At 49.2% G+C, this 24493-nt stretch carries 18 protein-coding genes; 10 read left to right on the forward strand and 8 right to left on the reverse strand.

The window, feature by feature from the left end:
* Positions 1-235 precede the first annotated feature (235 nt).
* Entirely contained in the window at positions 236-1738 is a 1503-nt protein-coding gene (locus tag ABT58_RS09770; RefSeq protein ID WP_047874204.1) for a fumarate hydratase, read from the reverse strand.
* A gap of 284 nt (positions 1739-2022) precedes the next feature.
* On the opposite strand from ABT58_RS09770, the gene pabB reads away from it, so the two are divergent.
* The 4 genes from pabB to ABT58_RS09790 all read left to right on the forward strand — a co-directional run bounded on the left by pabB (position 2023) and on the right by ABT58_RS09790 (position 7304).
* The gene (pabB, locus tag ABT58_RS09775; protein WP_047874205.1) at positions 2023-3429 is read left to right on the forward strand and encodes an aminodeoxychorismate synthase component I; all 1407 of its coding nucleotides are present in this window, start codon (positions 2023-2025) and stop codon (positions 3427-3429) included.
* Between the two features lie 233 nt (positions 3430-3662).
* Entirely contained in the window at positions 3663-4271 is a 609-nt protein-coding gene (locus ABT58_RS09780) for a CoA pyrophosphatase (protein ID WP_053063046.1), read from the forward strand.
* Between the two features lie 183 nt (positions 4272-4454).
* Positions 4455-5708, forward strand: a complete 1254-nt coding sequence (locus ABT58_RS09785) for an aromatic amino acid transport family protein (protein ID WP_047874207.1) — start codon at positions 4455-4457, stop codon at positions 5706-5708.
* A 234-nt stretch (positions 5709-5942) separates the two neighbouring features.
* On the forward strand, positions 5943-7304 hold the full coding sequence (locus tag ABT58_RS09790; protein ID WP_047874208.1) for an L-serine ammonia-lyase: 1362 nt from the start codon (positions 5943-5945) through the stop codon (positions 7302-7304).
* Positions 7305-7412: 108 nt separating this feature from the next.
* Here ABT58_RS09790 and ABT58_RS09795 read toward each other — a convergent pair whose 3' ends face one another.
* From ABT58_RS09795 to ABT58_RS09810, 4 genes are all read right to left on the reverse strand, one after another.
* Positions 7413-8381 carry an ADP-ribosylglycohydrolase family protein gene (locus ABT58_RS09795; RefSeq protein WP_047874209.1) on the reverse strand — a complete coding sequence of 323 codons (969 nt, stop codon included), beginning with the start codon at positions 8379-8381 and terminating at the stop codon, positions 7413-7415.
* A gap of 184 nt (positions 8382-8565) precedes the next feature.
* The gene (locus ABT58_RS09800) at positions 8566-9153 is read right to left on the reverse strand and encodes an acetate uptake transporter (protein WP_047874210.1); all 588 of its coding nucleotides are present in this window, start codon (positions 9151-9153) and stop codon (positions 8566-8568) included.
* 424 nt (positions 9154-9577) lie between these two features.
* A complete protein-coding gene (locus ABT58_RS09805; protein WP_053063047.1) occupies positions 9578-10885 on the reverse strand; it encodes a hypothetical protein in 1308 nt (435 codons plus the stop codon).
* A gap of 327 nt (positions 10886-11212) precedes the next feature.
* Positions 11213-12409: an iron-containing alcohol dehydrogenase gene (locus ABT58_RS09810; protein ID WP_047874211.1), complete on the reverse strand. Its 1197-nt coding sequence runs from the start codon at positions 12407-12409 to the stop codon at positions 11213-11215.
* Between the two features lie 262 nt (positions 12410-12671).
* Here ABT58_RS09810 and ABT58_RS09815 point away from each other — a divergent pair, with 262 nt between their 5' ends.
* The 5 genes from ABT58_RS09815 (at position 12672) to ABT58_RS09835 (ending at position 18243) form a co-directional block, all read left to right on the forward strand.
* The gene (locus ABT58_RS09815; RefSeq protein WP_047874212.1) at positions 12672-13595 is read left to right on the forward strand and encodes a porin; all 924 of its coding nucleotides are present in this window, start codon (positions 12672-12674) and stop codon (positions 13593-13595) included.
* Between the two features lie 268 nt (positions 13596-13863).
* On the forward strand, positions 13864-14127 hold the full coding sequence (locus ABT58_RS09820; RefSeq protein WP_047874213.1) for a GrxA family glutaredoxin: 264 nt from the start codon (positions 13864-13866) through the stop codon (positions 14125-14127).
* Positions 14128-14332: 205 nt separating this feature from the next.
* Positions 14333-16015, forward strand: coding sequence for an aspartate:alanine antiporter (locus ABT58_RS09825; RefSeq protein WP_047874214.1), 1683 nt, complete (start codon positions 14333-14335; stop codon positions 16013-16015).
* A 210-nt stretch (positions 16016-16225) separates the two neighbouring features.
* Positions 16226-16900, forward strand: a complete 675-nt coding sequence (locus ABT58_RS09830) for a response regulator (protein ID WP_047874215.1) — start codon at positions 16226-16228, stop codon at positions 16898-16900.
* Positions 16900-18243: an ATP-binding protein gene (locus ABT58_RS09835; RefSeq protein WP_047874216.1), complete on the forward strand. Its 1344-nt coding sequence runs from the start codon at positions 16900-16902 to the stop codon at positions 18241-18243. The genes ABT58_RS09830 and ABT58_RS09835 overlap by 1 nt, the downstream gene beginning before the upstream one ends.
* Positions 18244-18376: 133 nt before the next feature.
* Here the strand turns inward: ABT58_RS09835 and fabV are convergent, their stop codons facing one another.
* The 3 genes from fabV to psrA all read right to left on the reverse strand — a co-directional run bounded on the left by fabV (position 18377) and on the right by psrA (position 22802).
* Positions 18377-19579, reverse strand: a complete 1203-nt coding sequence (gene fabV / locus ABT58_RS09840; RefSeq protein ID WP_047874217.1) for an enoyl-ACP reductase FabV — start codon at positions 19577-19579, stop codon at positions 18377-18379.
* 197 nt (positions 19580-19776) lie between these two features.
* Positions 19777-22071: an acyl-CoA dehydrogenase gene (locus tag ABT58_RS09845; RefSeq protein WP_047874218.1), complete on the reverse strand. Its 2295-nt coding sequence runs from the start codon at positions 22069-22071 to the stop codon at positions 19777-19779.
* 68 nt (positions 22072-22139) lie between these two features.
* Positions 22140-22802, reverse strand: coding sequence for a TetR family transcriptional repressor PsrA (gene psrA / locus ABT58_RS09850; protein ID WP_047874219.1), 663 nt, complete (start codon positions 22800-22802; stop codon positions 22140-22142).
* Positions 22803-23803: 1001 nt separating this feature from the next.
* Between psrA and ABT58_RS09855 the strand changes: the two genes are divergently transcribed.
* A complete protein-coding gene (locus ABT58_RS09855; RefSeq protein ID WP_047874220.1) occupies positions 23804-24286 on the forward strand; it encodes a DUF3859 domain-containing protein in 483 nt (160 codons plus the stop codon).
* The last annotated feature ends 207 nt before the right edge of the window (positions 24287-24493 follow it).

Below are 24493 nucleotides of genomic sequence, written 5' to 3' on the forward strand. Positions count from 1 at the left end.
CACCTTCCAAATAACCCAATGGGCAACACAACAAAGAAAAGGTGAAGTAAGAAAATGGGAGAGATCGGAGAGAAAGGTGGCTATACCACCGTCAGGAAAACGCCGTGGAGAAAGCGTTATGAAAAAGCATTGTGAAAAAGCGTCGTGAAAAAGCACGGTGAAAAACCCTGATCGCAGAAATAAAAAGGCCCCAACCAAGGTTGGAGCCTTCATCGTTCAGAGAACGCTTATCGCATTACATTTCTGCGATTTTGACTTTCCATGTGTCTGGACCAGTCTGGTGCGCATTCACACCTTCTGCATCCACGGCAACGGTTACTGGCATGTCTTCGACTTCAAATTCGTAAATCGCTTCCATACCCAAATCTTCAAACGCCACCACGCGAGCTTGTTTAATCGCTTTCGCCACCAGGTACGCTGCACCGCCCACTGCCATCAAGTACACAGCTTTGTGCTGTTTGATGGATTCAATCGCTGCTGGGCCACGTTCCGCTTTACCGATCATACCGGTAAGGCCTGCTTGCTCGAGCATCATGTCTGTGAACTTGTCCATACGGGTAGACGTAGTTGGACCAGCAGGCCCCACCACTTCATCACCCACGGCATCCACCGGACCCACGTAGTAAATAAAGCGGTTTTTGAAGTCCACAGGGAAATCTTCACCACGTGCCAGCATATCCGCAATACGCTTGTGCGCTGCATCACGGCCAGTCAGGATCTTACCGGACAACAGAATGGTTTCGCCTGAACGCCACTCTTGTACATCCGCTTTGGTCACGTTGTCCAAATTCACACGGCGTACATTGTCACCCACTTCCCACGTCACTTCTGGCCAGTCTTCTAGCTTCGGCGGCGTCAGTTCCGCAGGACCTGAACCGTCAAGGGTAAAGTGTACGTGACGAGTCGCCGCACAGTTCGGGATCATACACACTGGCTTAGAGGCCGCATGGGTTGGCGCGGTCTTGATTTTCACATCCAGTACGGTCGTCATCCCGCCCAGGCCTTGTGCACCAATACCCAGCTTGTTCACGCGGTTGTAAATGTCTAAACGCAGTGCTTCTTCGGCATTCTCTGCGCCGCGTTCTTGCAGCTCATGAATGTCGATAGATTCCATCAGGGATTCTTTGGCCAGTACCGCCGCTTTTTCCGCCGTACCACCAATACCAATACCCAACATGCCCGGTGGACACCAGCCCGCACCCATTAGCGGTACGGTCTTTTCTACCCACTCAGCAATGTCATCAGATGGGTTCAGCATCACCATCTTGGTCTTGTTCTCAGAACCGCCGCCTTTCGCTGCGATTTGAATGTCCACTTTATCGCCCGCTACCATGTCAATGTGTACCACGGCTGGCGCATTGTCTTTGGTGTTCTTACGGCTACCGGCAGGATCCGCAACGACAGAGGCTCGTAGCGGGTTATCCGGATTGGTGTAGGCTTGACGCACGCCTTCATCAATCATTTCTTGCACCGTCAGGTCACTGTCCCACTGCACGTTCATACCAATTTTGACGAAACAGGTCACGATACCCGTGTCTTGACAGATAGGACGACGACCTTCTGCTGACATACGCGAGTTGATCAGGATCTGCGCCATGGCATCTTTGGCGGCTTGGCTCTGCTCTTTGTTGTAGGCTTTTTCCAGCGCCTGCACAAAGTCCAGTGGGTGGTAGTATGAAATATACTGTAATGCGTCAGCGACACTGCTAATTACATCTTGCTTACGGATGACGGTCATATTTGCCCTCGTTGATTATTATCATTCCATGGCGCCCGATTTGTTGCTTCCAATGTAGGGTATGGTTCACATCATTTCCCCGTCGGTAGGGAAATACACAGGGGAAATCACGCAACCACGCGGCCATGATCCTCATGGCAGTTGCTCCAATCCACTTCCATAAATAAGAAGACAAAAAAGCGGAAAGGATCGTCCTTGGGCGTCGTATTAAATTCTGTGTTTATGATACTCTTGCGTACAATTTCGCGCCATGCGCCTATCGTACACCTGTCACAAAAAAGAAAATGATTTGTAAATCACATCCAGAACTGTTTATTGAACAACTCGACTACGACAAGGATGCATCGCTTACGTGGTTTGAACCGTTAGCAGGCCAGCCGTGGGCCATGATATTACGCTCGGCCGCCTCTGATCATCCAGATAATCGCTTCGATATTTTAGTTGCCGATCCTTTAGCCACTTTAGAGACACATGGTGAAACAACTCGTATTAAGTTTTCAAATGGTGATGAAAAAATCAGCACCCTTGATCCCTTCCACTTAGTAGAGAAAATTCAGCACGATCTCCTGCCAAGCCTGAAACCCGTGAACGATGTGCCATTCATCGGTGGTGCCATCGGATTTTTTTCCTACGACCTTGGACGCCGTGTTGAAAAAATTGCCACAACAGCAGCGCATGATTTAGGAACGGCCGATATGGCGGTGGGCATTTATGACTGGGCGTTAATTGCCGACCACCAGCAAGAAAAACTGTACGTCATTTCCCCCAAGGATCACCCGCGCTTGGCGTGGCTGCAAGCACAGAAAAAACGTCATGATGCCGAAGCATTGACAAACAACACATCACAAGATAATCGCTTTTTATTAACATCTCCTTGGCAAGCCAACATGGATAAAGCGACATATTGCAACAAGTTTGATCGCGTCCAAAACTACCTGCTTTCCGGTGACTGTTATCAGATCAACCTGGCACAGCGCTTTTCCGCCCTGTACCAAGGGGATGAATGGCACGCCTATCGCTTACTGGAAGACAGCAACCAAGCCCCTTTTTCGGCGTTTATCCGCACCGAAGACAGCAGCGTATTGTCCGTCTCACCGGAGCGTTTTTTGCAGCACCGCCATGGCCTGGTGGAAACCAAGCCGATCAAAGGAACACGACCACGCAGCGCTGATCCTGTGACCGATCGCGCATTGGCTGATCAATTGCGCACAACCGAGAAGGATCAGGCTGAAAACCTGATGATTGTGGATTTGCTGCGTAATGACATTGGCCGTGTCGCCAAGCCGGGCTCGGTGTCTGTACCGAAACTGTTTGATGTGGAAAGTTTTCCGGCTGTACACCACTTAGTGAGTACCGTCGTGGGTGAGCTGGACAGCCAATACAGCCCAACGGATTTGCTGCGCGCTTGCTTCCCGGGCGGTTCAATCACGGGGGCGCCGAAAATTCGCGCGATGCAAATCATTGAAGAGTTAGAGCCACACCGTCGCAGCGTGTATTGTGGCAGTATTGGCTACATCAGCCGTTGCGGCCAGATGGACACCAGTATCACCATTCGTACCCTGATTGCCCATCAGCAACAGATCCATGCCTGGGCAGGCGGTGGGTTAGTGGCAGACAGCCAAGCAGACAGTGAATATCAGGAAACGTTGGACAAATTAAGCCGCATTTTACCGACACTGCCGAGCGCATAATCATCGCGTAAATTGCCTGCACTTTTCTGTTATCAACATGAAATGCCAAGCTTTGTTTGCTTTTATGAGGCTTGGCTTTTTTTGTACCATTTATTATGCTGACTGCACATTTTTACCGACTACGGTTGGTAAAACGCCGCCACTTTGCGAAGGATTTATCGACAATTAACTCGATAAGTGGTTGTTTCAGCATCTATAGTTAAACTATGTGTCATCGGCTCCACGGAAGGTTTATGAATACTCAAGCGCATCTGCTCACCCGTTTTTTACTGGCTCCCCAAGCCAGTTATGATGCCAGCCATACCAACCGTATTCAGCAAAGCCTTAACCTGCGTGATCCCCTCAAACAGGCAGCGGTATTGATCCCGCTCGTCCCCCGTCAAAATCATTATCACGTGGTGTTTACGCGCCGAGCACAACACCTGAAACATCACCCAGGTCAGGTCTCTTTCCCAGGTGGAAAATACGAATCACACGACCGCGATCTTATTGCAACAGCCCTGCGTGAAACCCACGAAGAAACCGGTATTGTGTGTTCTCGTGAAAATATTATTGGCCAGTTGCCTGCCCTGCCAACCGTCAGTGGCTACCTCGTCACCCCTTTTCTGTCGATCATCTCGCCGGATTACACCCCGACACTTGATGCCAACGAGGTGGATGAGTTGTTTGAAGTCCCGCTGGATTACCTATTGAACCCAGTGAATATGCGGGCTCAAGAAGTCACCATACGGGGCAAAAAACATCACATCTATTCAGTCCCCTTCCATCAATATTCCATTTGGGGCGCCACTGCACAAATGATCAAAGTGCTGTCAAAACAGCTTTGGCATGAGCCAAAATAATGTGACACATTATTTTCCCTAATTTTACCCACCAAAAAAGTGTGATCAAGATCACTTTAATTTGTATTGCAATTTCACCCCGTTACATAACGAGATCTTGATCAAAGTTTTCTTGCAATAAATAACGAAAATGCGCTCCGTTCCTAAATTTCCGTTCCGTAATTCAACTTTGGATAGATAATCATGCAAACATCTACAAGCACTGCAGCCACCACTGCTGCAAAAGCAGGATGGACGTACAAAGACGTAACTTGGGCACTATCGCTTTTCGGTACTGCTGTAGGCGCAGGCGTTCTGTTCCTTCCGATTAAAGCCGGTGCTGGCGGTTTCTGGCCTCTAGTGATCCTTGCTCTACTTGCACTGCCAATGACTTGGTTTGCTCACAAGAGCCTTGCGCGTTTCGTACTTTCTGCAAAAGATCCTAACGCTGATATCACTGATACAGTAGAAGAGCACTTTGGTAAGACTGGCGCGAACATCATCACTTTTGCATACTTCTTTGCCATCTACCCAATCGTACTTATCTACGGTGTAGGTATTACTAACACTGTTGACTCTTTCATGGTTAACCAGCTAGGTATGGAATCTATTCCACGCTGGTTGCTGTCTGGTGGTTTGATCCTTGCGATGACTGCGGGCGTTCTGTTCGGTAAAGAACTAATGCTAAAAGCAACATCTGCTGTGGTTTACCCACTAGTATTCGTACTATTCGCGCTATCTATCTACCTGGTTCCAGAGTGGAACTCTTCAATGGTATCAGTAGCACCGGATTGGTCTGCAATGCCTTCTGTTGTATGGCTAGCAATTCCAATCATCGTGTTCTCTTTCAACCACAGCCCAATCATCTCTCAGTTTGCTAAAGAACAGCGTCAGCAGTTCGGCGACGATGCTGTGAAGAAAACAGACATGATCACTGGCGGCGCAGCAATGATGCTGATGGCGTTCGTAATGTTCTTCGTATTCTCTGTTGTTCTGTCTATGTCTCCAGAGCAGCTAGCTGAAGCACAAGCACAAAACATCTCTGTACTGTCTTATCTGGCTAACGTACACGAATCTCCACTGATCTCTCTAATGGGTCCACTGGTTGCTTTCGCTGCGATTACTTCTAGCTACTTCGGTCACTTCCTAGGTGCACAAGAAGGTCTAGTAGGTCTTGTGAAGTCTCGTTCTTCAATGCCTGTAAGCACTATCGAGAAAATCTCTCTAGCATTCATCGTTGTAACGACTTGGATTGTTGCGGTAGTTAACCCAAGCATCCTAGGTATGATTGAAACAATGGGTGCACCGATGATTGCTGCAATCCTGTTCCTGATGCCAATCTTCGCAATGAACAAAGTACCAGCTATGGCTAAGTACAAAACGTCGACAGCTGCACAGATTTTCACAGTACTATGTGGTATTGCAGCCATTACTTCGGTAATCTACGGCGCTCTATAAGGCAGTTCTCACCAAACGTGTGATAATTGACCACTACAGATTGTCTAAACGAGAAAATGTGCTACAACACATAGTCTTCAAATACAATTCACGTAGAATATAGCTACTAAAGAGCAGGACGCTTACGCCCCTGCTCTTTTGTTTTGTTTATCTCGCCAAGGAAGGGGCGGGAATGATAAGAACGACACAGTCTAAGGTGGAGCGAGATGGCTTCTCTGACTGAAGGTATTAGCAATGATCAGTGTTTTTGATATCTACAAAATTGGTGTGGGTCCTTCCAGTTCGCACACTGTAGGTCCTATGAAAGCGGGTAAAGAGTTCATCGATGACCTTCGCGCCATGGGTAAACTTCGTGATGTGACTAAAATTACGGTTGATGTATACGGTTCGCTTTCTCTAACCGGTAAAGGTCACCACACCGATATCGCTATCATCATGGGCCTAGCAGGCAACAGCCCAGAACATGTTGATATTGACGGCATTCCAGGTTTTATCGCGCGTGTTGAAGAGACTGAACGTCTACCTGTTGGCATGCACTGTCATACTGTTGACTTCCCTCGTGAAGGCGGTATGAACTTCCATACAACGAACCTTCCTCTACACGAGAACGGCATGACTATCCATGCTTGGATCGGTGATGAAGACGCATACACGAAGACTTACTACTCTATCGGCGGTGGTTTCATCGTTGACGAAGAGAACTTCGGTAAATCAAGCGAGTCTTCTGTGAAGGTTCCTTACATGTTCACAACTGCTGATGAGCTTGTGAAGCAATGTAAAGAACACGGCCTGTCTGTGAGCTCTCTGGTTATGGCCAACGAGCGCGCAATGAACGCCGAAGAAGAAATCAGCACTTACTTCGCTAACATCTGGCGCACAATGCGTGAGTGTATGGAGCGTGGTATGAGCGAAGAAGGTATCCTGCCTGGTCCACTACGTGTACCTCGTCGTGCTGCTGCCCTTCGTCAGCAACTGCTAACAACTGAAAAACTAAGCAACGACCCAATGACGGTTGTTGACTGGGTTAACATGTACGCGTTTGCAGTTAACGAAGAAAACGCAGCGGGTGGCCGCGTGGTAACAGCACCAACAAACGGTGCATGTGGCATCATCCCTGCGGTACTGGCTTACTACGACAAGTTCATCCAGTCTGTAGGTCCTAAAGAGTACACCCGTTACTTCGCAGCATCTGGCGCAGTAGGCGGTCTGTACAAGCGTAACGCTTCTATCTCTGGTGCTGAAGTAGGCTGTCAGGGTGAAGTCGGCGTGGCATGTTCTATGGCGGCAGCGGGCCTTGCTGAGCTGATGGGCGGTAGCCCTGAGCAAGTATGTATGGCGGCTGAAATCGCAATGGAACACAACCTGGGCCTAACCTGTGACCCTGTTGCTGGTCAGGTACAGGTTCCATGTATCGAACGTAACGGTATTGCTGCGGTTAAAGCGATCAACGCGTCTCGCATGGCACTACGTCGTTCTTCTGAGCCTCGCGTTTCACTGGATAAAGTGATCGAGACAATGCTAGAAACCGGTAAAGACATGAACGCGAAATACCGCGAAACGTCTCAGGGCGGTCTGGCTATCAAAGTGATCTGCTAATCGCAATCCTTTGAGGCGGGCAGAACACACTGCCACGCGCATGAAAAAAGCGACCTCCGGGTCGCTTTTTTTGTCTCTGAGTTTTATGCGTCAGTACGCTCCACCTGCTTAGTACGCCCCACCTGCGTTGTGCAACAAGCTTTCTATATCTTCCGCTAACGCTTCACCACACTGTAACGTCGTCACCCAGGAAATGGGGATCCCTTGCTGATCGCCAAACCCGTAACACGCCCCTGCCAACGCACCAACCAATACGGCGCGGCCACAACTGTCACCGGAGGCACGGATGTTATTCAGTACCGCTTCGGTATAGCTACTGCTGTTTTGTAAAATCCACGCCGCCATCGGCAGACTGTCTCCTAAATGACAGGCCTGATTCACAATGGTCAGCACATGGCTCAAGTCATTCACCTCGCCATCCAGCTTACGGACTTGCTCAATTTTGTCTTTGATTTCAGGCGGGCTTTTCACCGCTAAAATGTTCAGTACCGGTTCCATTCGGCGCGAGCGTAATGCTTCATTCAGTGCACTGGCAAAGGCTTTGGCACAGCTTAGCGCCGTCTCATTTTGATGAGTGATCCCGACAAGACGCTCGATTTCTTTCTCTAATTGATCAGACGGTAATTTCAGGGACACCAGCGCAGGAATGGCACACAAGGCAGGGTTTTGATCATCATCGCTTCCGGAGTCATCTGGCCATTCATCAGGCGAGAGAGAAAACAAGGTCAACAGTAAGGCTTTGGTTGGGCTGTCGACATAGCCCATGAACTCTCCGCCAGGCCCGAAGTAGTCCAGCATGGCTTGCTGCATGCTTACGGTATCCACATCCGGCTGACTGAGTAAACGGATATACAGAGCGACCCACTCACCGTAAATCGTCAATTCCCCTGCTGTCAGCTTATCGTGGGCGTAGTAGCCTTCCACGCCCTCGTAGTGCTGTGGATCAGGCTCAATAAAAGGGAAATGCGGTAACTCGGCTAAGCTGGCTACCCGCTCTGGTGAATAGATCCAGTGCGTTCCCATGCTTGCAGCATCGGCCACCAGCGCCCCCATTAATGCAGCATAACGTTGTGTCATATCGCCTCTCCCCTATCGCAATCACACAGTTATCTCTGGCTATAAGCTTAGGGCAAAGCGACTGATTCGCCGCACAAACTGTTACGTCAAACGCGTCATTGCATTCAGCACATCATCAACCGACAAAAAACAGGCATAAAAAAACCCGCCATCAGGCGGGTTTCTTCAATCAGGACAGAAAAACTTATGCAGCTGCTTTAAGCGCTTTGTCTTTCTTTAGCTCGCCAACTGGCAGGATAGTACGACCGTATTCGTTGTTCAGTACTTGTGCCATTGCGAAGTAGATTGCGCTTGCACCACAGATGATGCCTTCGAAACCTGCGATAGTGCCGATTAGCGTGCTACCTGTGAAATCACGTGCTGCCAATAGGAAGAACAGTACAGTCAGAGAACCAAACACGAACTGCTTAGCACGTGGGTAGCACAGTGAACCGATGAACATGAAGCCAGTGAAGATACCCCATAGTAGTAGGTACCAGCCCATGAAGCCCGCTGGGCTTGCAGGTAGACCCATGTAAGGCATAACAAGGATACCCACTAGTGACAACCAGAATAGACCGTAAGAGGTAAATGCGGTTGTACCGAATGTGTCACCACGCTTGAAACACATCATGCCAACGATTACTTGGCTAAGACCACCGTAGAAGATACCCATCGCTAGGATCATTGAGTCAATTGGGAAAAAGCCCGCATTGTGGATATTTAGAAGGATGGTAGTCATACCAAAACCCATTAGACCTAGTGGTGCTGGGTTCGCTAGTTTCGTCGACATTGAGTTCCCCTACAGGAGTCTTTCAAAAAAAGTGATAAAAAATAAAATTTGGTGGCACTCCATTGGAATGCGCGGCGAATTCTAATGGACGTCGTGGGCCAAATCAAGCCACAAACCGTGTAAAACTTAATCAAACTCAAAAAAATGTTGTTTTTTCTTCATTCCTGTAAAGTTCTTTTTCTCTCAAATGCACCAGTAAGTGTTACCAAGTGTTTTACAGCAGCAAAGTATTGCCACTAATACATCCCAACTATTTCATTTTAAATCAGCATCTTACCAAAATTCACCGCTGATTACATTTCGCACAAGCTGTCACATTCATCACAAATTTCACATAATTTTCCTTAATTAGTCATAAGCCAATCTATAGGCATAAAAAAAGCAGCATTTCTGCTGCTTTTTTTGAATATCGAGAGTTATTCCGCTAATTTGTTGCCGCTTGTACCGCCTGACTGTCTGATTCAACCACCTCATCCGCAGCGTTAACCTCGGTACTGTCCGTAGACACTGCAGCCGTTGATGTATTCGGACTGGCGACATTGTGGCTAACCGCAGCAGGGATTACCGATGGCAACACTTCGGCTGGCACGATGTCCGTCGGCGTTACAGCAGGCGCGGCATCCACCACAACGGCAGACAATTGAGACTGCAAGTCCGCAATTTTTTCATTTTGCTGGCGAATCAATGCCTGCAACGTGGCTAACTGATCTTCTGTATTGGCTTTCTTACTTCCCAGCTTTTCCGTCAGATCTGACACTTGGCGGGCCAAGGCCACTTCCTGACGAATGGTTTCAGCTTGCACACTCAAAGGGCGATCACGCAAATCAGTGTCATTCAACGCCTGAGAAATCGCCAGCATCTGCGCTTCAACGTCTAACAGATAAGCTTCGTACTCATCACGGCTGCGATCGCGTAACGCTTTCACTTCCGCCGCCATATGCTCAGCATGGGCCAGTTCAAATTTGATCCGCTTAACAACCTCACCAATGGCATCAAACTCACGCGGCGATTTATCAATTAACGCTTTACCGACATTGATTTCTGATTCTACCTTGGCATAACTGATCGGCGCAAGGTAACGCACATCCTGACGACGCAATTCACGCAAGGTTTGCTCTTGCGGCGCAATATAGATGCGTTTGATCACACGCACTTCCAAACTGCGGGCGCGAGACAGAAACTCTTTCTGCTCATCTTTGGCTTTACTGATGTCCCCTTTCGCCACTTCACTAAATAACGCCGCATAGAAGCGATCTAAGCGTGCAAATTCACTGTGGTAATGCTCACCCGCATCAATCGACATCAGATAATCCATCTGCGTCATTGCTGGGGCTAACACATCATTTGCCACACGTTGCAGGTATTCCAATTCCTGGTAGTTGTGATCAACCACAGAGATCTCTGCATTGAAGCGATCGAGATAGGTCTCCGATGAAAACAAGGAGTAACTTTGTTTAGCTAACTCTGGCGACATTTCAATATCACGGTACAAGCTATCCGCACGCAGCCAGCTTTCCATCATGGTGATGTACTTATCCGGGGCATACAGGCGCAATGTCTCCGCATTGATTAACTTTTCTCGCCAGTAATGATGGGTATGCTCTGCAGCTTGCAGCACATTCTCTGCGGTAAAGGTGCCATCCTCGCGGGGTTCTCCTTCCGGGGTTGAGCTACATCCCCCGAGCAAAGCCGCCAGCACAAGAAGACCAGCCGCTTGCTTGCCATAATTCATATCCGTGTTCCGCTTTTACTACCCCGCCAAAACAACCAGCAGGATATTATTTTATAAATATAATGTATTTAATTATTGTATATGACTGACACGATCATAAAAAGTTCATCCTCATATTTTACTCACACCATGAAGATACTTAACGGTTCTCTGACATTTCCCCACACATTCATGACTTTTAGCGACAAGCTATCGCTTTTTACGCATAAAAAAACGAGCCACACCAAGGTGTGACCCGTTATATCCGCTTATTTTTTCTGTCATTTTCTTGTGATGCGAGAACATCACGGTGTATTCAGCCAAATATCTGCGCTCAAAAAATGACAGTTACCCTTCAATATCATCCAGTGTCGATGCGGGCGTGTCATTCAATCGACAGGTACAGATCTGATTCAAAATACTCAACAGACGATCTTTATTCAGCGGCAATGGGTTGCCTTTAATGGAATTTGACAGCAACGCATCTTCTGCCACTTCCTCAAACATCATGTCACACAAACCGTAGTCGGATACACGCGGCAAGGCTAAACGTTCTAACGTGCGTTTTGTCCAGGCAATACCATCGGCAATTTCCGCATCTGTTCGCCCGGTTAAGATACACGCCAATTGACGATAACGGTTCAACACATCAGCACGCCCCGCTTCACGGGCAGCCAACACGTTTTCTTGCATCACATACGGTGCCAACTGTGCGGTGATCAAGCCGTGCGGCGCATCCAACCGCCCGCCTAACGAAGACGCCAGGCCATGTGCCGCCCCTAACTTGGCGTTGGCTGAAGCCATGCCACCTAACATGGCGGCAAACGACATATCCGCACGCGCTCGCGGATCATCTTCTTCACAGGCCGCAATAATCGCCCCCGACAAGCGACGTAACCCTTCTTCACACACCATGTCGGTTAACGGGTTCGGATCACCACACACATACGCTTCCATCAAATGCGCAAAGGCATCCATCCCACAATAGCCGGACATCACCGGATCCATGCCGTAAGTTAACGTCGGATCGACAATGGCCAAATCGGCCAGCATATCAGGGCAGCGCAGACTGACTTTGACATTCTCTTGCGCCGAACGCAGCACCGCATTTTTGGTCACTTCCGACCCCGTACCCGCCGTTGTCGGCACGACAATAAAAGGCAGCGGTTTTGCTTGCAATGGCACATTACGCCCCACCACTTCCACATAGTCGTACACGCTGCCTTGGTTAGGGATCAAGCCGGCAAGCGCTTTCCCCGCATCCATCACACTGCCCCCACCAATGGCCAGTACCATGTCAGGACGGAATTTTCGTCCCATCGCAGCCATTTCTTCCACCATGGCAATCAAAGGTTCCCCATGAACCGCAACCTGCTGGTAACGCATGCCTTGCTGCTTTAAATAGCTGATCACCGGCTCTGCCCGTGTACCGTCTTTCCCTGTCACCAACAAAACGCTATAGCCAAACTGATTGAGCGATGACAACGAGTTGACCAACGCCCCTTCACCAAAAATGATTCGCGATGAGGTCATGAACTGGAACATAAGGCACTCCATTACACAGTGAGATTGAGTTAATTATTAATGAGTGTGCCCCGTTGTGAATTCCTGTTTTTGATTCTAAGCAAGCTTTTACCAGTGAAATCCATCGCTTACCCCATAATGCATTCATTGTCACATTTTGTGGTGATTTGTTGCGTCACAAATATGAAATGCTAACGAAACGTTACTATCATTTTAGAGTTCTAGTCTTATCTACAGCAAAAAATGGCAATGAAGCCAAAAAATTACACGCAGGGGACATGAAATGAAAAAGACAGTATTGGCATCCACTTTCACCACACTCCTTTTTGCAGGCGCCGCACAAGCCGCTACCGTTTATCAGGACGATAACAGCTCGTTGAGCATCGGTGGTCGTGCAGAACCTCGCTTTAATATCTCTGACAATAACGAAGTCGATGGTGACAGTTCGTTTGAAGATATCACGCGTGCTCGTGTCAATATCACGGGTAAAAGCCAAGTCATGGACGGTATCGGTGCATTTGGTACGTATGAGCTAGAAGTCGGCTCAGGCAGTGATGAAACCCTGGAAACCCGTTACCTGTTCGCCGGTATCGACACCCACTACGGTGCGCTCTCTTACGGTAAGCAGGATTCTGCCCAGGTCATCCTGACAGACTTCACCGATATTCTGGCCACCTTTGGCGGTGATGCCGCAGACCTTATCAACGGCAACAAAGACAAACGTGAAAATAACTTTGTCTACTCGGGTACCTTTGAAGGGCTAACTGTTACTGCCAACTATGTCGTTAATGATGAGAAGAACACCGATAGCTACGGCATTTCCTTTGTGTACTCACTGCCAATGGGACTGGATTTAGGGGCCGGTTATGTTGACGGTAAGGAAAGTGATGTTGATGCGGATCAGTTCAACTTAGCGGCAGCTTACACGTTCAACGATTTCTACTTCGCGGCGGTGTATACCGACGGCTCACTGGGTGATCTTGATTTGAAGGCCTATGAAATCGCAGCGGCTTACAAAATCAATCAAGTGACCCTGCAAGGCGTCTACAACTTCCAGGAAGCCGATAGCACAGATACTGTCGACTATGTGGCTCTAGAAGGGATCTACAAATTCAACAGCAGCTTCCGCGCTTATGCCGGTTACCGCTTCGAGCAAATCGATGCATTGGATGACCAAATCCAAGCCGGTGTGCGCTACGACTTCTAATAATAAAACGCGGCTACGCGCATAGCACACGCTCGTAACACTCTCACACAATAACTGCTTTCGCAGTGACCAAGCACCGGGTATCCACTCGGTGCTTTTTTTCTTTGTGCCCACCCGCATGCCTCTTTACGTTGCACCTTCATAAAGAAACGTCGAACGGCGATATCCTCATCAATCGGTTTTATCTATCACAGCAAGAGAGAAAACCCGCTTTCTCATTGGCGACAGTCACGTTATAGTAAGTCCATCAAATTTAAGGAGAGCTATCATGTTTGTTGTTATTTTTGGTCGTCCAGGCTGCCCATTCTGTGTTCGTGCAAAAGAACTTGCTGACAAGCTAAAAGAAGAACGTGACGACTTTAACTACCGCTACGTTGACATTCACGCGGAAGGCATCAGCAAAGCTGACCTTGAGAAGACCGTCGGTAAGCCAGTAGAAACTGTACCGCAAATCTTCATCGATCAAGAGCACATCGGTGGCTGCACAGATTTCGAAGCGTACGCAAAAGAAAACCTGGGTCTGTTCCAGTAATCACCACGATTACCTACAGTACGGTAACAATTTTATAAAAAGGCTGAGACATCAGCCTTTTTTCATTTCTGCTATTAGAAAAATCCGCATGTCGAAATAGTTTTTTTCTCCCAAAAGCCGGTATTTCCGTTAGTCTCACCCAATAAAATCGGCTAAAATTTTCGCCACTTTTGTTGCTATCGTCTCTCCTTCGGAAAAAATTGTTGTGAATATCGATGTTGCCGCCCTTCTCCATCAGAATGATATTCTGTTGTTATTTGTGGTCCTGGCTGTTGGTCTCTCTGCAGGTAAAATTCGCATTGCGAACATGCAGTTAGGCAATTCAATTGGTGTATTAATCACCGCCCTGCTCTTCGGTAATGCCGGCTTTACCTTTAATGCGGAAGCCCTCAATATCGGCTTTATGCTCTTCATTTTCTGTGTCGGTATCGAAGCAGGCCCTAACTTCTTTGGCATCTTTTTCCGTGACGGTAAGCATTATTTATTGCTCGCCCTCGTGGTGGTCCTCTCTGCGGTCGCCATTACCGCCATCATGAGTAATTATTTCGACTTAGGTTTAGGCATGGCCACCGGCTTAATGGCGGGCTCTCTGACGGCAACCCCTGTGCTGGTTGGCGCCAAAGACGCCATTGTCAGCGGCCTGACCGATGTGTCTGATCCCACTGCGATCCAACAAATCGTTGACAGCTTGAGCGTGGGCTATGCCATGTCTTACTTGATCGGTCTGGTGAGTGTGATCATGCTGGCACGTTTGATGCCGATGCTGCAAAAGCAGAACCTGGCGGAATCGTCACAGCAAATCGCCCGTGAGCGCGGTATCGGGGAAAGTGCCCAACGCAAAGTTTACCTGCCTATCATCCGTGCTTACCGTGTCGGCCCAGAGCTCATTAACTGGATTGACGGCCGTAACCTGCGTGAATTGGGTATCTACCGTCAAACCGGCTGTTACATTGAGCGTATTCGCCGTAACGGCATTCTGGCGAACCCTGATGGTGACGCGATTTTGCAAGAAGGCGACGAGATTGCCCTTGTCGGTTACCCGGACAGCCATGCCCGTCTGGATCCCAGTTTCCGTAACGGTAAAGAAGTGTTTGACCGCGACCTACTCGACTTGCGCATTGTCGAAGAAGAAATCGTGGTGAAAAACGACAATATCGCCGGTAAACGCCTGTCGGAGCTGAACCTGTCTGAATACGGCTGTTTCCTCAACCGCGTGGTACGTGCCCAGATCGAAATGCCGATGGATCACAATATCCTGCTGAGCAAAGGGGATATCCTGCAGGTCAGCGGCGAGAAAAGCCGAGTATTGGGTTTGGCTGAGCGCATTGGTTTTATCTCGGTACACAGTCAGATTGCTGACCTGATCGCGTTCTGCTGCTTCTTTATCATTGGCTTACTGGTCGGTTCGATCACCATGACCTTCGGTCACATCGCCTTTGGTTTGGGTAGTGCCGCAGGCCTGTTGATTGCCGGTATTACCTTGGGCTTTTTGCGTGCCAACCACCCGACCTTTGGTTACGTGCCGCAAGGGGCGCTGAACATGACCAAAGATCTTGGTTTGATGGTCTTCATGGTCGGCATTGGCTTAAGTGCAGGTTCCAACCTGTTTAACTCTCTGGCCAATGTGGGTTTGATGGTGTTTGTGGTCAGCCTGATGGTGAGTGTGATCCCGGTGGTACTGGCGTACCTGTTCGGGGCCTATGTACTGAACATGAACCGTGCACTGCTGTTTGGTGCCATTATCGGTGCCCGTACCTGTGCGCCCGCGATGGATATGATTAACGAACACGCCCGCAGTACCATTCCGGCGCTGGGTTATGCCGGTACTTATGCCATTGCCAACGTGCTGTTGACCATTGCCGGTACCCTGTTTGTGATACTGAGTTAACGCCATCGCGTCGCCTCAATCGACTCTCTGCCCTCTGATGGAAACATCAGGGGGCATTTTTTTGCATGTTATTCTTTTGAGTCAGCCCAGATTCAGTCCCTGTCGTCTAAGCTAGAGTGAAATAATGTCCCAAATTACAACGAATTATTCGCCACTCCCTAGGCGATTCAGTATATTGAATCAATTCAAAACACATTGGTAATCAAAATTATGCGAATCCTGATTGTTGAAGATGACCCCATTTTGAGTCACCACCTGAAGTCTCAGCTCAGTGAAATGGGTCACCAGGTACAATGTGCCGGTACCGCCGAAGAAGGCTTGTTCTTTGCGCAAGACTACCCGAACGATGTCGCGATCGTGGATATCGGTCTGCCTGACCGCGACGGCATCAGCCTGATCAAAGACATGCGTGACAAAGGCCTGCGCTTACCCATCCTGATCCTGACCGCCCGCTCTAACTGGCAAGACAAGGTCACGGGGTTGGAAGCCGGTGCAGACGATTACCTCGTCAAACCATTCCAGAAAGAAGAAATGGTCGCCCGCCTGAGTGCGCTGGTTCGCCGCAGCGCCGGTTTTGTGAAACCCGAAATGACCGCCGGTGATATTCGTGTCGATCTGCTGGCCAAGCAAGTGTTCATTCACGATACTCAGCTTGAACTGACGGCCTTTGAATACGATTTGCTGGAATACCTGATGCGCCACAGCCGCCAGGTGGTCTCAAAGCAGCGTTTGCTGGATGTGCTGTATGAAGATCAGGAAGGCGATCCGAACACGATTGAAGTGATGATCAGCCGCCTGCGCAAGAAATTCACCAGCAACGGGCAGGATAACCCGATCTCGACCATCCGTGGTCAGGGCTACATTTTTGAACTGCAAGCCCAGTGATGAAGAACATTATCCAACCAAGACTACGCCGCCGGGTATTAGTGACCTCGGTGGCCATCATTGTGCTGATCACCTCGGCGCTGGCTGGCGTGATCAATCAGCTCTACAGCCAAAGCTACATGGCCGCCTACTCGTCCGAATTGGTGGCGCAAATGCCGATGGTGGTTGCCCAGCTTAACCGCGCGGGTCTCATCAAAGACGTCGATAAATGGATCAACTCGGTCGACCCGTCTAACACGGACTACATGTCGGTGGTCTGTGATAAAAACGACCATACTATCTGGCTGTCTGAAGAAGCCAAAGAAGCCAGTATCGGCGACATCTGTGGCGAACTGCCCAACAACATTCCCGTCCCTACCTTAGTAGAAACCCTCTCCGGTGAAAGCTATATCGCGTACAACATGAGTCAGGAACGCGAAGGCGGTAAGGTCTACCAATTGGTGGTCCTGCGCTCCGGCGACGCCTATCAGTCATCCCTGAAACAGTTACACAAACGCACCACCTTTTATTTGGGATTGTTTGTTCTGCTTGCCATTGCCTTCTTGATTGCCGCGTTCCATTGGAGTTTCCAGCCGCTGCGTAAACTGGCGACACAATTGGATCAAATGACCGATGCCAAACGGGAAAATTTGGATGATAACTATCCGATGGAGCTGCAGGATGTCACGCACGCCCTGAACCGCTTGATTGAGATCAGCAACACCCAGAAAGGCCGTTACCGCCAAGCGATGGATGATTTGGCCCACAGCCTGAAAACCCGTTTAGCCGCCACCAATGCCCTGCTGGATGACAACGACATTCCGCGTCACGAATTAAACCAGCGCATTATGGAGCAAATCAGCCAGATGGATGAACTGGTTCAATACCAGCTCAAACGTGCCATGATGGGACAGCAAGGCCTGCAAAAAGACAAGACCGATCTGAAACCGCTGATCGACAGTTTCAGTCGCTTGTTAAGCAAGGTCTATATGGATAAGGACATCAGCCTGAAATGCAACTTCAACGACGCGCTGACCTTACCGGTTAACCGCAGTGACTTGATGGAGCTGCTGGGCAATCTGCTGGAAAATGCCTACCGATTTTGTATCAGTGAAGTGCATGTCAATGCCGTGGAAACCGCCGACCATTACCTGATCCGCATTGAAGATGATGGACCAGGCGTGGCAGAAGCAATGAGGGAGGCCATTTTCCAACGCGGGGTCCGAGCTGACCAACGCAATCCGGGCCAAGGCATCGGTCTGTCGGTGTGCCATGAAATCGTCATGAGCTACCGAGGCAGCATTCATGTGGAAGAGTCCACGCTGGAAGGGGCCGCCTTTGTGATTGAGTTGCCGAAGCGCTAATACCCGATACTGTTTGTACTATCCATCAATGTACGCCTATAAAAAAAGTACGCCCATAAAAAAACCGCCATTTCGGCGGTTTTTTCTTATTCAGCGTCACGTGCCTGGACAATAAGACAGGCACGCGCATGCTTTAGATGTTTTCTACGTCGAACTCAACAGCCGGGTTCACGTCTGCGTCGTAGTCGACAGTCGCGATACCGAAACCGAACAGTTTCAGAAACTCATCTTTGTACTGCTGGTAATCAGCCACGTCGAACAGGTTCTCGTTCGTCACGTTTGGCCATAGCTCACGACAGTGCTTCTGAATGTCTTCACGCAATTCCCAGTCATCCAGACGTAGGCGGTTTTCGCTGTCGACTTCTGCTGCGCTGCCATCTGCTTTGTACAGACGCTGCGTGAACATACGGTAGATCTGCTCCATACAGCCTTCGTGAACGCCTTCTTCGCGCATCTTCTTGAAGACCATCGCGATGTATAGCGGCATCACTGGGATCGCAGAACTCGCTTGGGTTACCACCGATTTCAGTACTGCTACGTTTGCAGAACCGCCGGTTGCAGACAGCTTGCTGTTCAGCTCTGTCGCTGCACGGTCAAGGTCCATTTTGGCCTTGCCCAGTGCACCGTGCCAGTAGATTGGCCAAGTGATTTCAGTACCGATGTAGCTGTATGCCACCGTCTTACAACCGTCAGCCAGTACACCTGCGTCAGACAGGGCATTGATCCACAATTCCCAATCCTGACCACCCATTACCGTCACAGTGTCTTGTACTTCTTGCTCTGTTGCAGGCTCAATGCTTGCTTCAATCAGTACGTCTTTGTTGGTATCAACCGCTGTCGCCGTGTAGGTTTCACCCATCGGCTTCAGTGTTGAACGTACCACTTCACCGGTCTCTGGCATTTTACGCACAGGAGAAGCCAGTGAGTACACCACCATATCAATCTGACCAAGATCGGCCTTGATCAAATCGATCACTTTCTGTTTTGCTTCGTGAGAGAACGCATCACCATTCAGGCTCTTGGAATACAGACCTTCTTCTTTAGCAAACTTGTCGAATGCGGCAGAGTTGTACCAGCCTGCTGTACCCGGCTTCTTCTCTGTACCTGGTTTTTCAAAGAAAACACCAATGGTTGCTGCGCCGCCACCGAAAGCCGCTGCAATACGAGATGACAAACCGTAACCACTTGATGAACCTACCACCAATACACGCTTAGGTGCATTAGCAATTGGGCCTTGCGCCTTGGTATAAGCGATTTGCTCTTTAACGTTTTCTTCACAACCCACAGGATGCGTCGTTGTACAAATAAATCCACGAATTTTAGGTTTGATGATCATTTTCAACTTCCCTTACACAATTAGCAGTAGGATAAAAGGTAAATGACAAGTTCGCATTAATTTTATGAGCGAAAACGCTAAATTGGGCAGTGGTTGGAGGTGTTCGCACGTGAACGTGCTGAATTTTGCGCAAAAAAAGTGCCACGCGATTGCGTGGCACATGGGAGACACCAGGTTATTATTCTGCGACTTGCGTCTTAGGCAGCTTTTCCCGGTTGTAGGCCGCCTTTTTTAAATTTGTCTGCAGCAAAATGATCCACTTGAATCGCTTGCTGTCTGAGTTGCTCTGCATTGTGTATCTTATCCGCCTCGCCTTCTGTGACGATCCCCACACTCAAGGCGATTTGTAATTTTTCTGTTAATGAAACCTTGCGCGGGATCTCACCCCTCTTGATCGCTTCGGCCAATTTTGTCTCAATCTCTTTGACATCATGCAGCGCAATAAACGCTCGCTCCATAATCCCGACCGGATCCGAGGCCGCTTCTCCCACGTAACACAAGTGCGACAAACGATCTCGTTGCGCCCCCGGCACTATCAAGGTTTTCGCCACAGCCAACGTCAAGGTATCGTTCGGGGCAGCATAATGCATCCCTAATGGGAACAGCAGACTGCGCAGCGTCAAGCCCACACCCTTGCGCGGGAAATTAGCAAAAATGCCGTCAAATGCCTCGGCACACTGGTGCAAACAATACTGCACGCCGTAGTTCACCAAGGGTAAATCTTCAGCCAAACGTCCTTCGTCTTCATAGCGTTTGAGCACCGCCGACGCCAGATACAAATGACTGAGCACATCTCCCAAGCGGGCAGATAACATTTCATGGCGTTTAAGCGCTCCCCCCAACGTCAGCATGGACACATCCGCCGCCACCGCCAAGGCTCGGCTCATTCGGCCTAGCTGACGATAATGCCCGGCCGTTTCCCCACTGACCGGGGCGCGATTAAAGCGCGAACGGGTGAAGGCATTCAGGAAAGATTTGGCACTGTTACCGACCGCAAAGCGCACGTGTTTCGCCAGCAGGCGGTCAAAATCTTCCGCCCCTTTTACTGTATCCGGATCGCTGGCGGCGGCCATTTCCTGCAACACATAAGGGTGACAACGCGTCGCACCTTGGCCGAAAATCATCAGGTTTCGGGTCAGGATATTCGCCCCTTCCACCGTAATGGCCACAGGCATCCCAAAGTAATGATGCCCAAGATAGTTCATAGGCCCGAGCTGGATAGCGCGTCCTGCATGAACATCCATCGCGTCATTGAGCAAGCGGCGGGCGATTTCTGTCATGTGATATTTGGCAATCGCGGTAACGATGCCCGGGGTTTCCCCCATATCCAATGAGGTCGTAGTCAGCGTCCGTGCCGCTTCAAGCATGTAGGTTTGCCCGGCTATGCGGCCAATAGGTTCCGCGACCCCTTCAAATTTCCCGATCGACATACCAAATTGTTTACGCACGGCGGCATACGCGCCGGTGGTCCGTGCCGCAAGATGGCCCACTGCCGTCCCTAGTGCCGGCAGCGAAATGCCTCGCCCGGCTGACAGACATTCCACCAGCATACGCCAGCCTCGACCGACATAATCTTGCCCGCCGATCACCCAATCCATCGGGATGAACACGTCCTGACCACGCGTTGGCCCGTTCATAAAGGCCAGATTGAGCGGGTCATGACGCTCACCCAGCTCCACACCCTCGTGATCAGCCGGGATCAAGGCACAGGTAATGCCGATATCTTCCTTGCTCTCAACACCTTCCTCTTCACTGAGTAAACCGTCGGGATCATACAATTTGAATGCCAGCCCCAGCACACTCGCCACTGGCGCTAGCGTGATGTAGCGTTTATTCCAACTGACACGGATCCCCAACACGTTCTGCCCTTGGTATTCGCCATAACAGACGACGCCCTTATCCGGGATCCCCCCGGCATCGGAACCCGCTTCCGGCCCGGTTAAGGCAAAACACGGAATGTCTTTCCCTTCGGCCAGGCGTGGCAGCCAATAGTCTTTTTGATCTTTCGTGCCGTAATGCGTGAGCAGTTCTCCCGGCCCTAAGGAATTGGGCACCATCACACACACCGCCGCACTCAAGCTTTTCGTGGCAATACGCGCCACAATGGTCGAGTTAGCATGGGCGGAAAAATTCAAGCCACCGTACTCTTCGCCGATGATCAGTGAAAAGAATTTTTCTTTGCGCAGAAACGCCCACACCGCTGGCGGCAGATCTTTGTCTTCTTGTACGATTTGATAGTCATCCAACATATCCAGCAACGTCATGAGCTGGTTGTCGATAAAGGCTTGTTCCTTTGCCGTGAGCGTCGGTTGCGGATAGGTCAGCAAGGTATTCCAGTTGGGCGCCCCGCTAAACAATTCACCGTCCCACCATACACTGCCGGCTTCCATCGCCTCGCGCTCTGTCTCAGACAACGGCGGCAGCACTTGCTTGAACACCTTAAAGGCGGGATCACTGAGGTAACGCTTTCTAAGATCGGTCAGCATACTCATAGTTCAGGTCCTTTCGTCACGACGATTGTTATGGATGACTTGTGCGTCAACGACGCGCTCTTTTCACACTATCCTTCGTGTATCAGCGACAAGGGCGCATCAATCGGTGCGGCCACGCCTGCGGCGAGATACGGCACAAGACGTTCTATTAAGTCTTCGGGGGTTACATGTTGGGCGAAATCGTTATTGGCTATTTCGCACAATGCGGTAGAAGAAGCCATGGTGAACACCGAGGCGCCTAAGGTGAAATGCAATCGCCAAAACAAGGTTTCGGGATCCAAGGATGGGTTGGCACGGCGTATCGCGGTGGTGAACTGCGCCAGTACATCGTCATAGCGCGTCACAATGAACCAGCGCAAATGCCCTTGCACATCGGTGTACCCACGGCCAATCAATGACATGAAGATAGTGGCACCATTGGGACGAAAGCCATTGAGTGATAATAACGGTGCCTTAATGCAACGAAACACATCTTCCATACAGAAATCGTCTCGGGTCAGCAGTACGCGTAATTCATCTTGCAGCGCTGGCATAAACGATTCTAAATATCGCCCCAGTACCGCGCGCACTAAGGTTTTTTTATCACCGTAGTGATAATTCACTGACGCCAGATTCACCCCGGCTTTGCTGGTAATTGTGCGTAACGAGGTATCGTTAAATCCTTGCTCAGCGAACAGCAACTCTGCGGCATCCAAAATGCGGGCTTTGGTTTCTCCCTTTCCTCCAGCCATATTCAATCACCTGTATTAAACGCTTGTTTAAACCTTACACAAGCACCACACAATTAACAAGTGATAAACAACTTTTTAACCACATGCATTTCTCAGCCGGATCTCATGACACTGCATTGAGAATGGTCGGCTGAAAAAAAATTCGAGAAAAAGGAAAAAAAGTGGGAACCAAGAGAAAAAGCGCGGGTCATAACTAGTGCCACTGCTTTTTCTTAGAAGATATTCTTCGAAGCCCGTCCCCTCATGGAGATGGGTTTTCTTTCATTTGGGGATCAGAAAAATCATCCCTGTTGAGGTAAAAAGCCAATACGAACGTGTGTCGTCAATGGCCTTCCTGGCACCTTTCCGGCGGATAACGATAAGCCTCACCGATGTGCCACATATCCCGTTGCACTTAGCAGAATGAGTAAGAAAAAAATCAGCTTAAAATCATCCATTTAAAAAATATTCACTTTTTTTTGAATACATATCGGAACCAATGCCAATTCCCTCGGTCATAAATAGTGACATTAAGATTAAAGAGTTTTTGATTTGTTCGCTGGCCGCCAACACGCATTCTTATCTTTAATCGTTTGATGCCACTGCTGCTAAACTCCTAATTGTGTAAATAGAGCTTTGCCCACTGCCAGTCAGTGGGCTTTTTTTTTGCCTGTTACTCACTTGCCTGTTATTCAGCGCGTTAACCACGTGTGCAGGCCTATCACAGCTATCCCTTTCCTACATACCTTTTCCTGCTGTACACGGCTTGTTTACTGAACACTGACGCATGGCTCGGCATCGCGTACATACCATCACAAAGCGGAACGTGATATGACACGTAGATATGCAACAAGAAGGATAAGTTATTGGCAGTTTGTCCTTTTTGCTCTTTACCCGTTTACTTGGCCTACTTACTATTGACACAGTGATCAGCAATCACGAAAAAGATACGCTATCAGCATGATAAATATACCTATTTCATGCTTGCCGTTGTTATTCTTCCGTAGAGAGAAAGGGATTAAATGGACTTTAAAAAAATCTATATGGTCTGTATGGTTGCAGCCCTAGCTGGATGTGCAACGCCACCAAAAACACACATGACCCTTGCTGAAAAAGGCCAATATGTTGCGAACACGGACAGTGCAACAGAAATCGCCGGCCTGCCTTCTGATAAGCTTGCCGTCATTTCAAACATTGCCTTTATTGATGAATCCAACATCGTCCCTGCCGTTAAAGGCACACGTTTTGGCCTTAGCTATGATGTGACCGGTGAAGATACCCAAGTGATCCACCAAATCACCTTCCCACCAATGACGGATCCAACAACGGGCAAAACGGTTGAATCCATTACTTACAATCAGGCCATCACAACCGGTAATACCTTCTTTGGTTACTACCTGTCTGAAGACTGGGAAGTGGTCCCTGGAAAATGGACGTTCTCTGTCATCATGGATGACGATGTTGTGCTGACGGAAGAATTTACCCTCGAAAAACCGGTATATTGATCGGCACGTACACACATTCAGCAGCACACTGCCCCTGATAAAAACGGCCTAATGCATGGGCCGTTTTATTTTCAGCCAAACACAGCCCGCCTCTTCAACATCAGCCTGAACGAAAAAAATTAAAAAAAATGCACATTCGTGTGAACTTTGCCGAAAAGCCTTGGTCATACTAATAACATTTCAAATTAAAGAACGTTTCAACATGAT

The sequence above is a fragment of the Photobacterium aphoticum genome, assembly GCF_001029435.1.
Classification (GTDB): Bacteria; Pseudomonadota; Gammaproteobacteria; order Enterobacterales; family Vibrionaceae; genus Photobacterium; species Photobacterium aphoticum.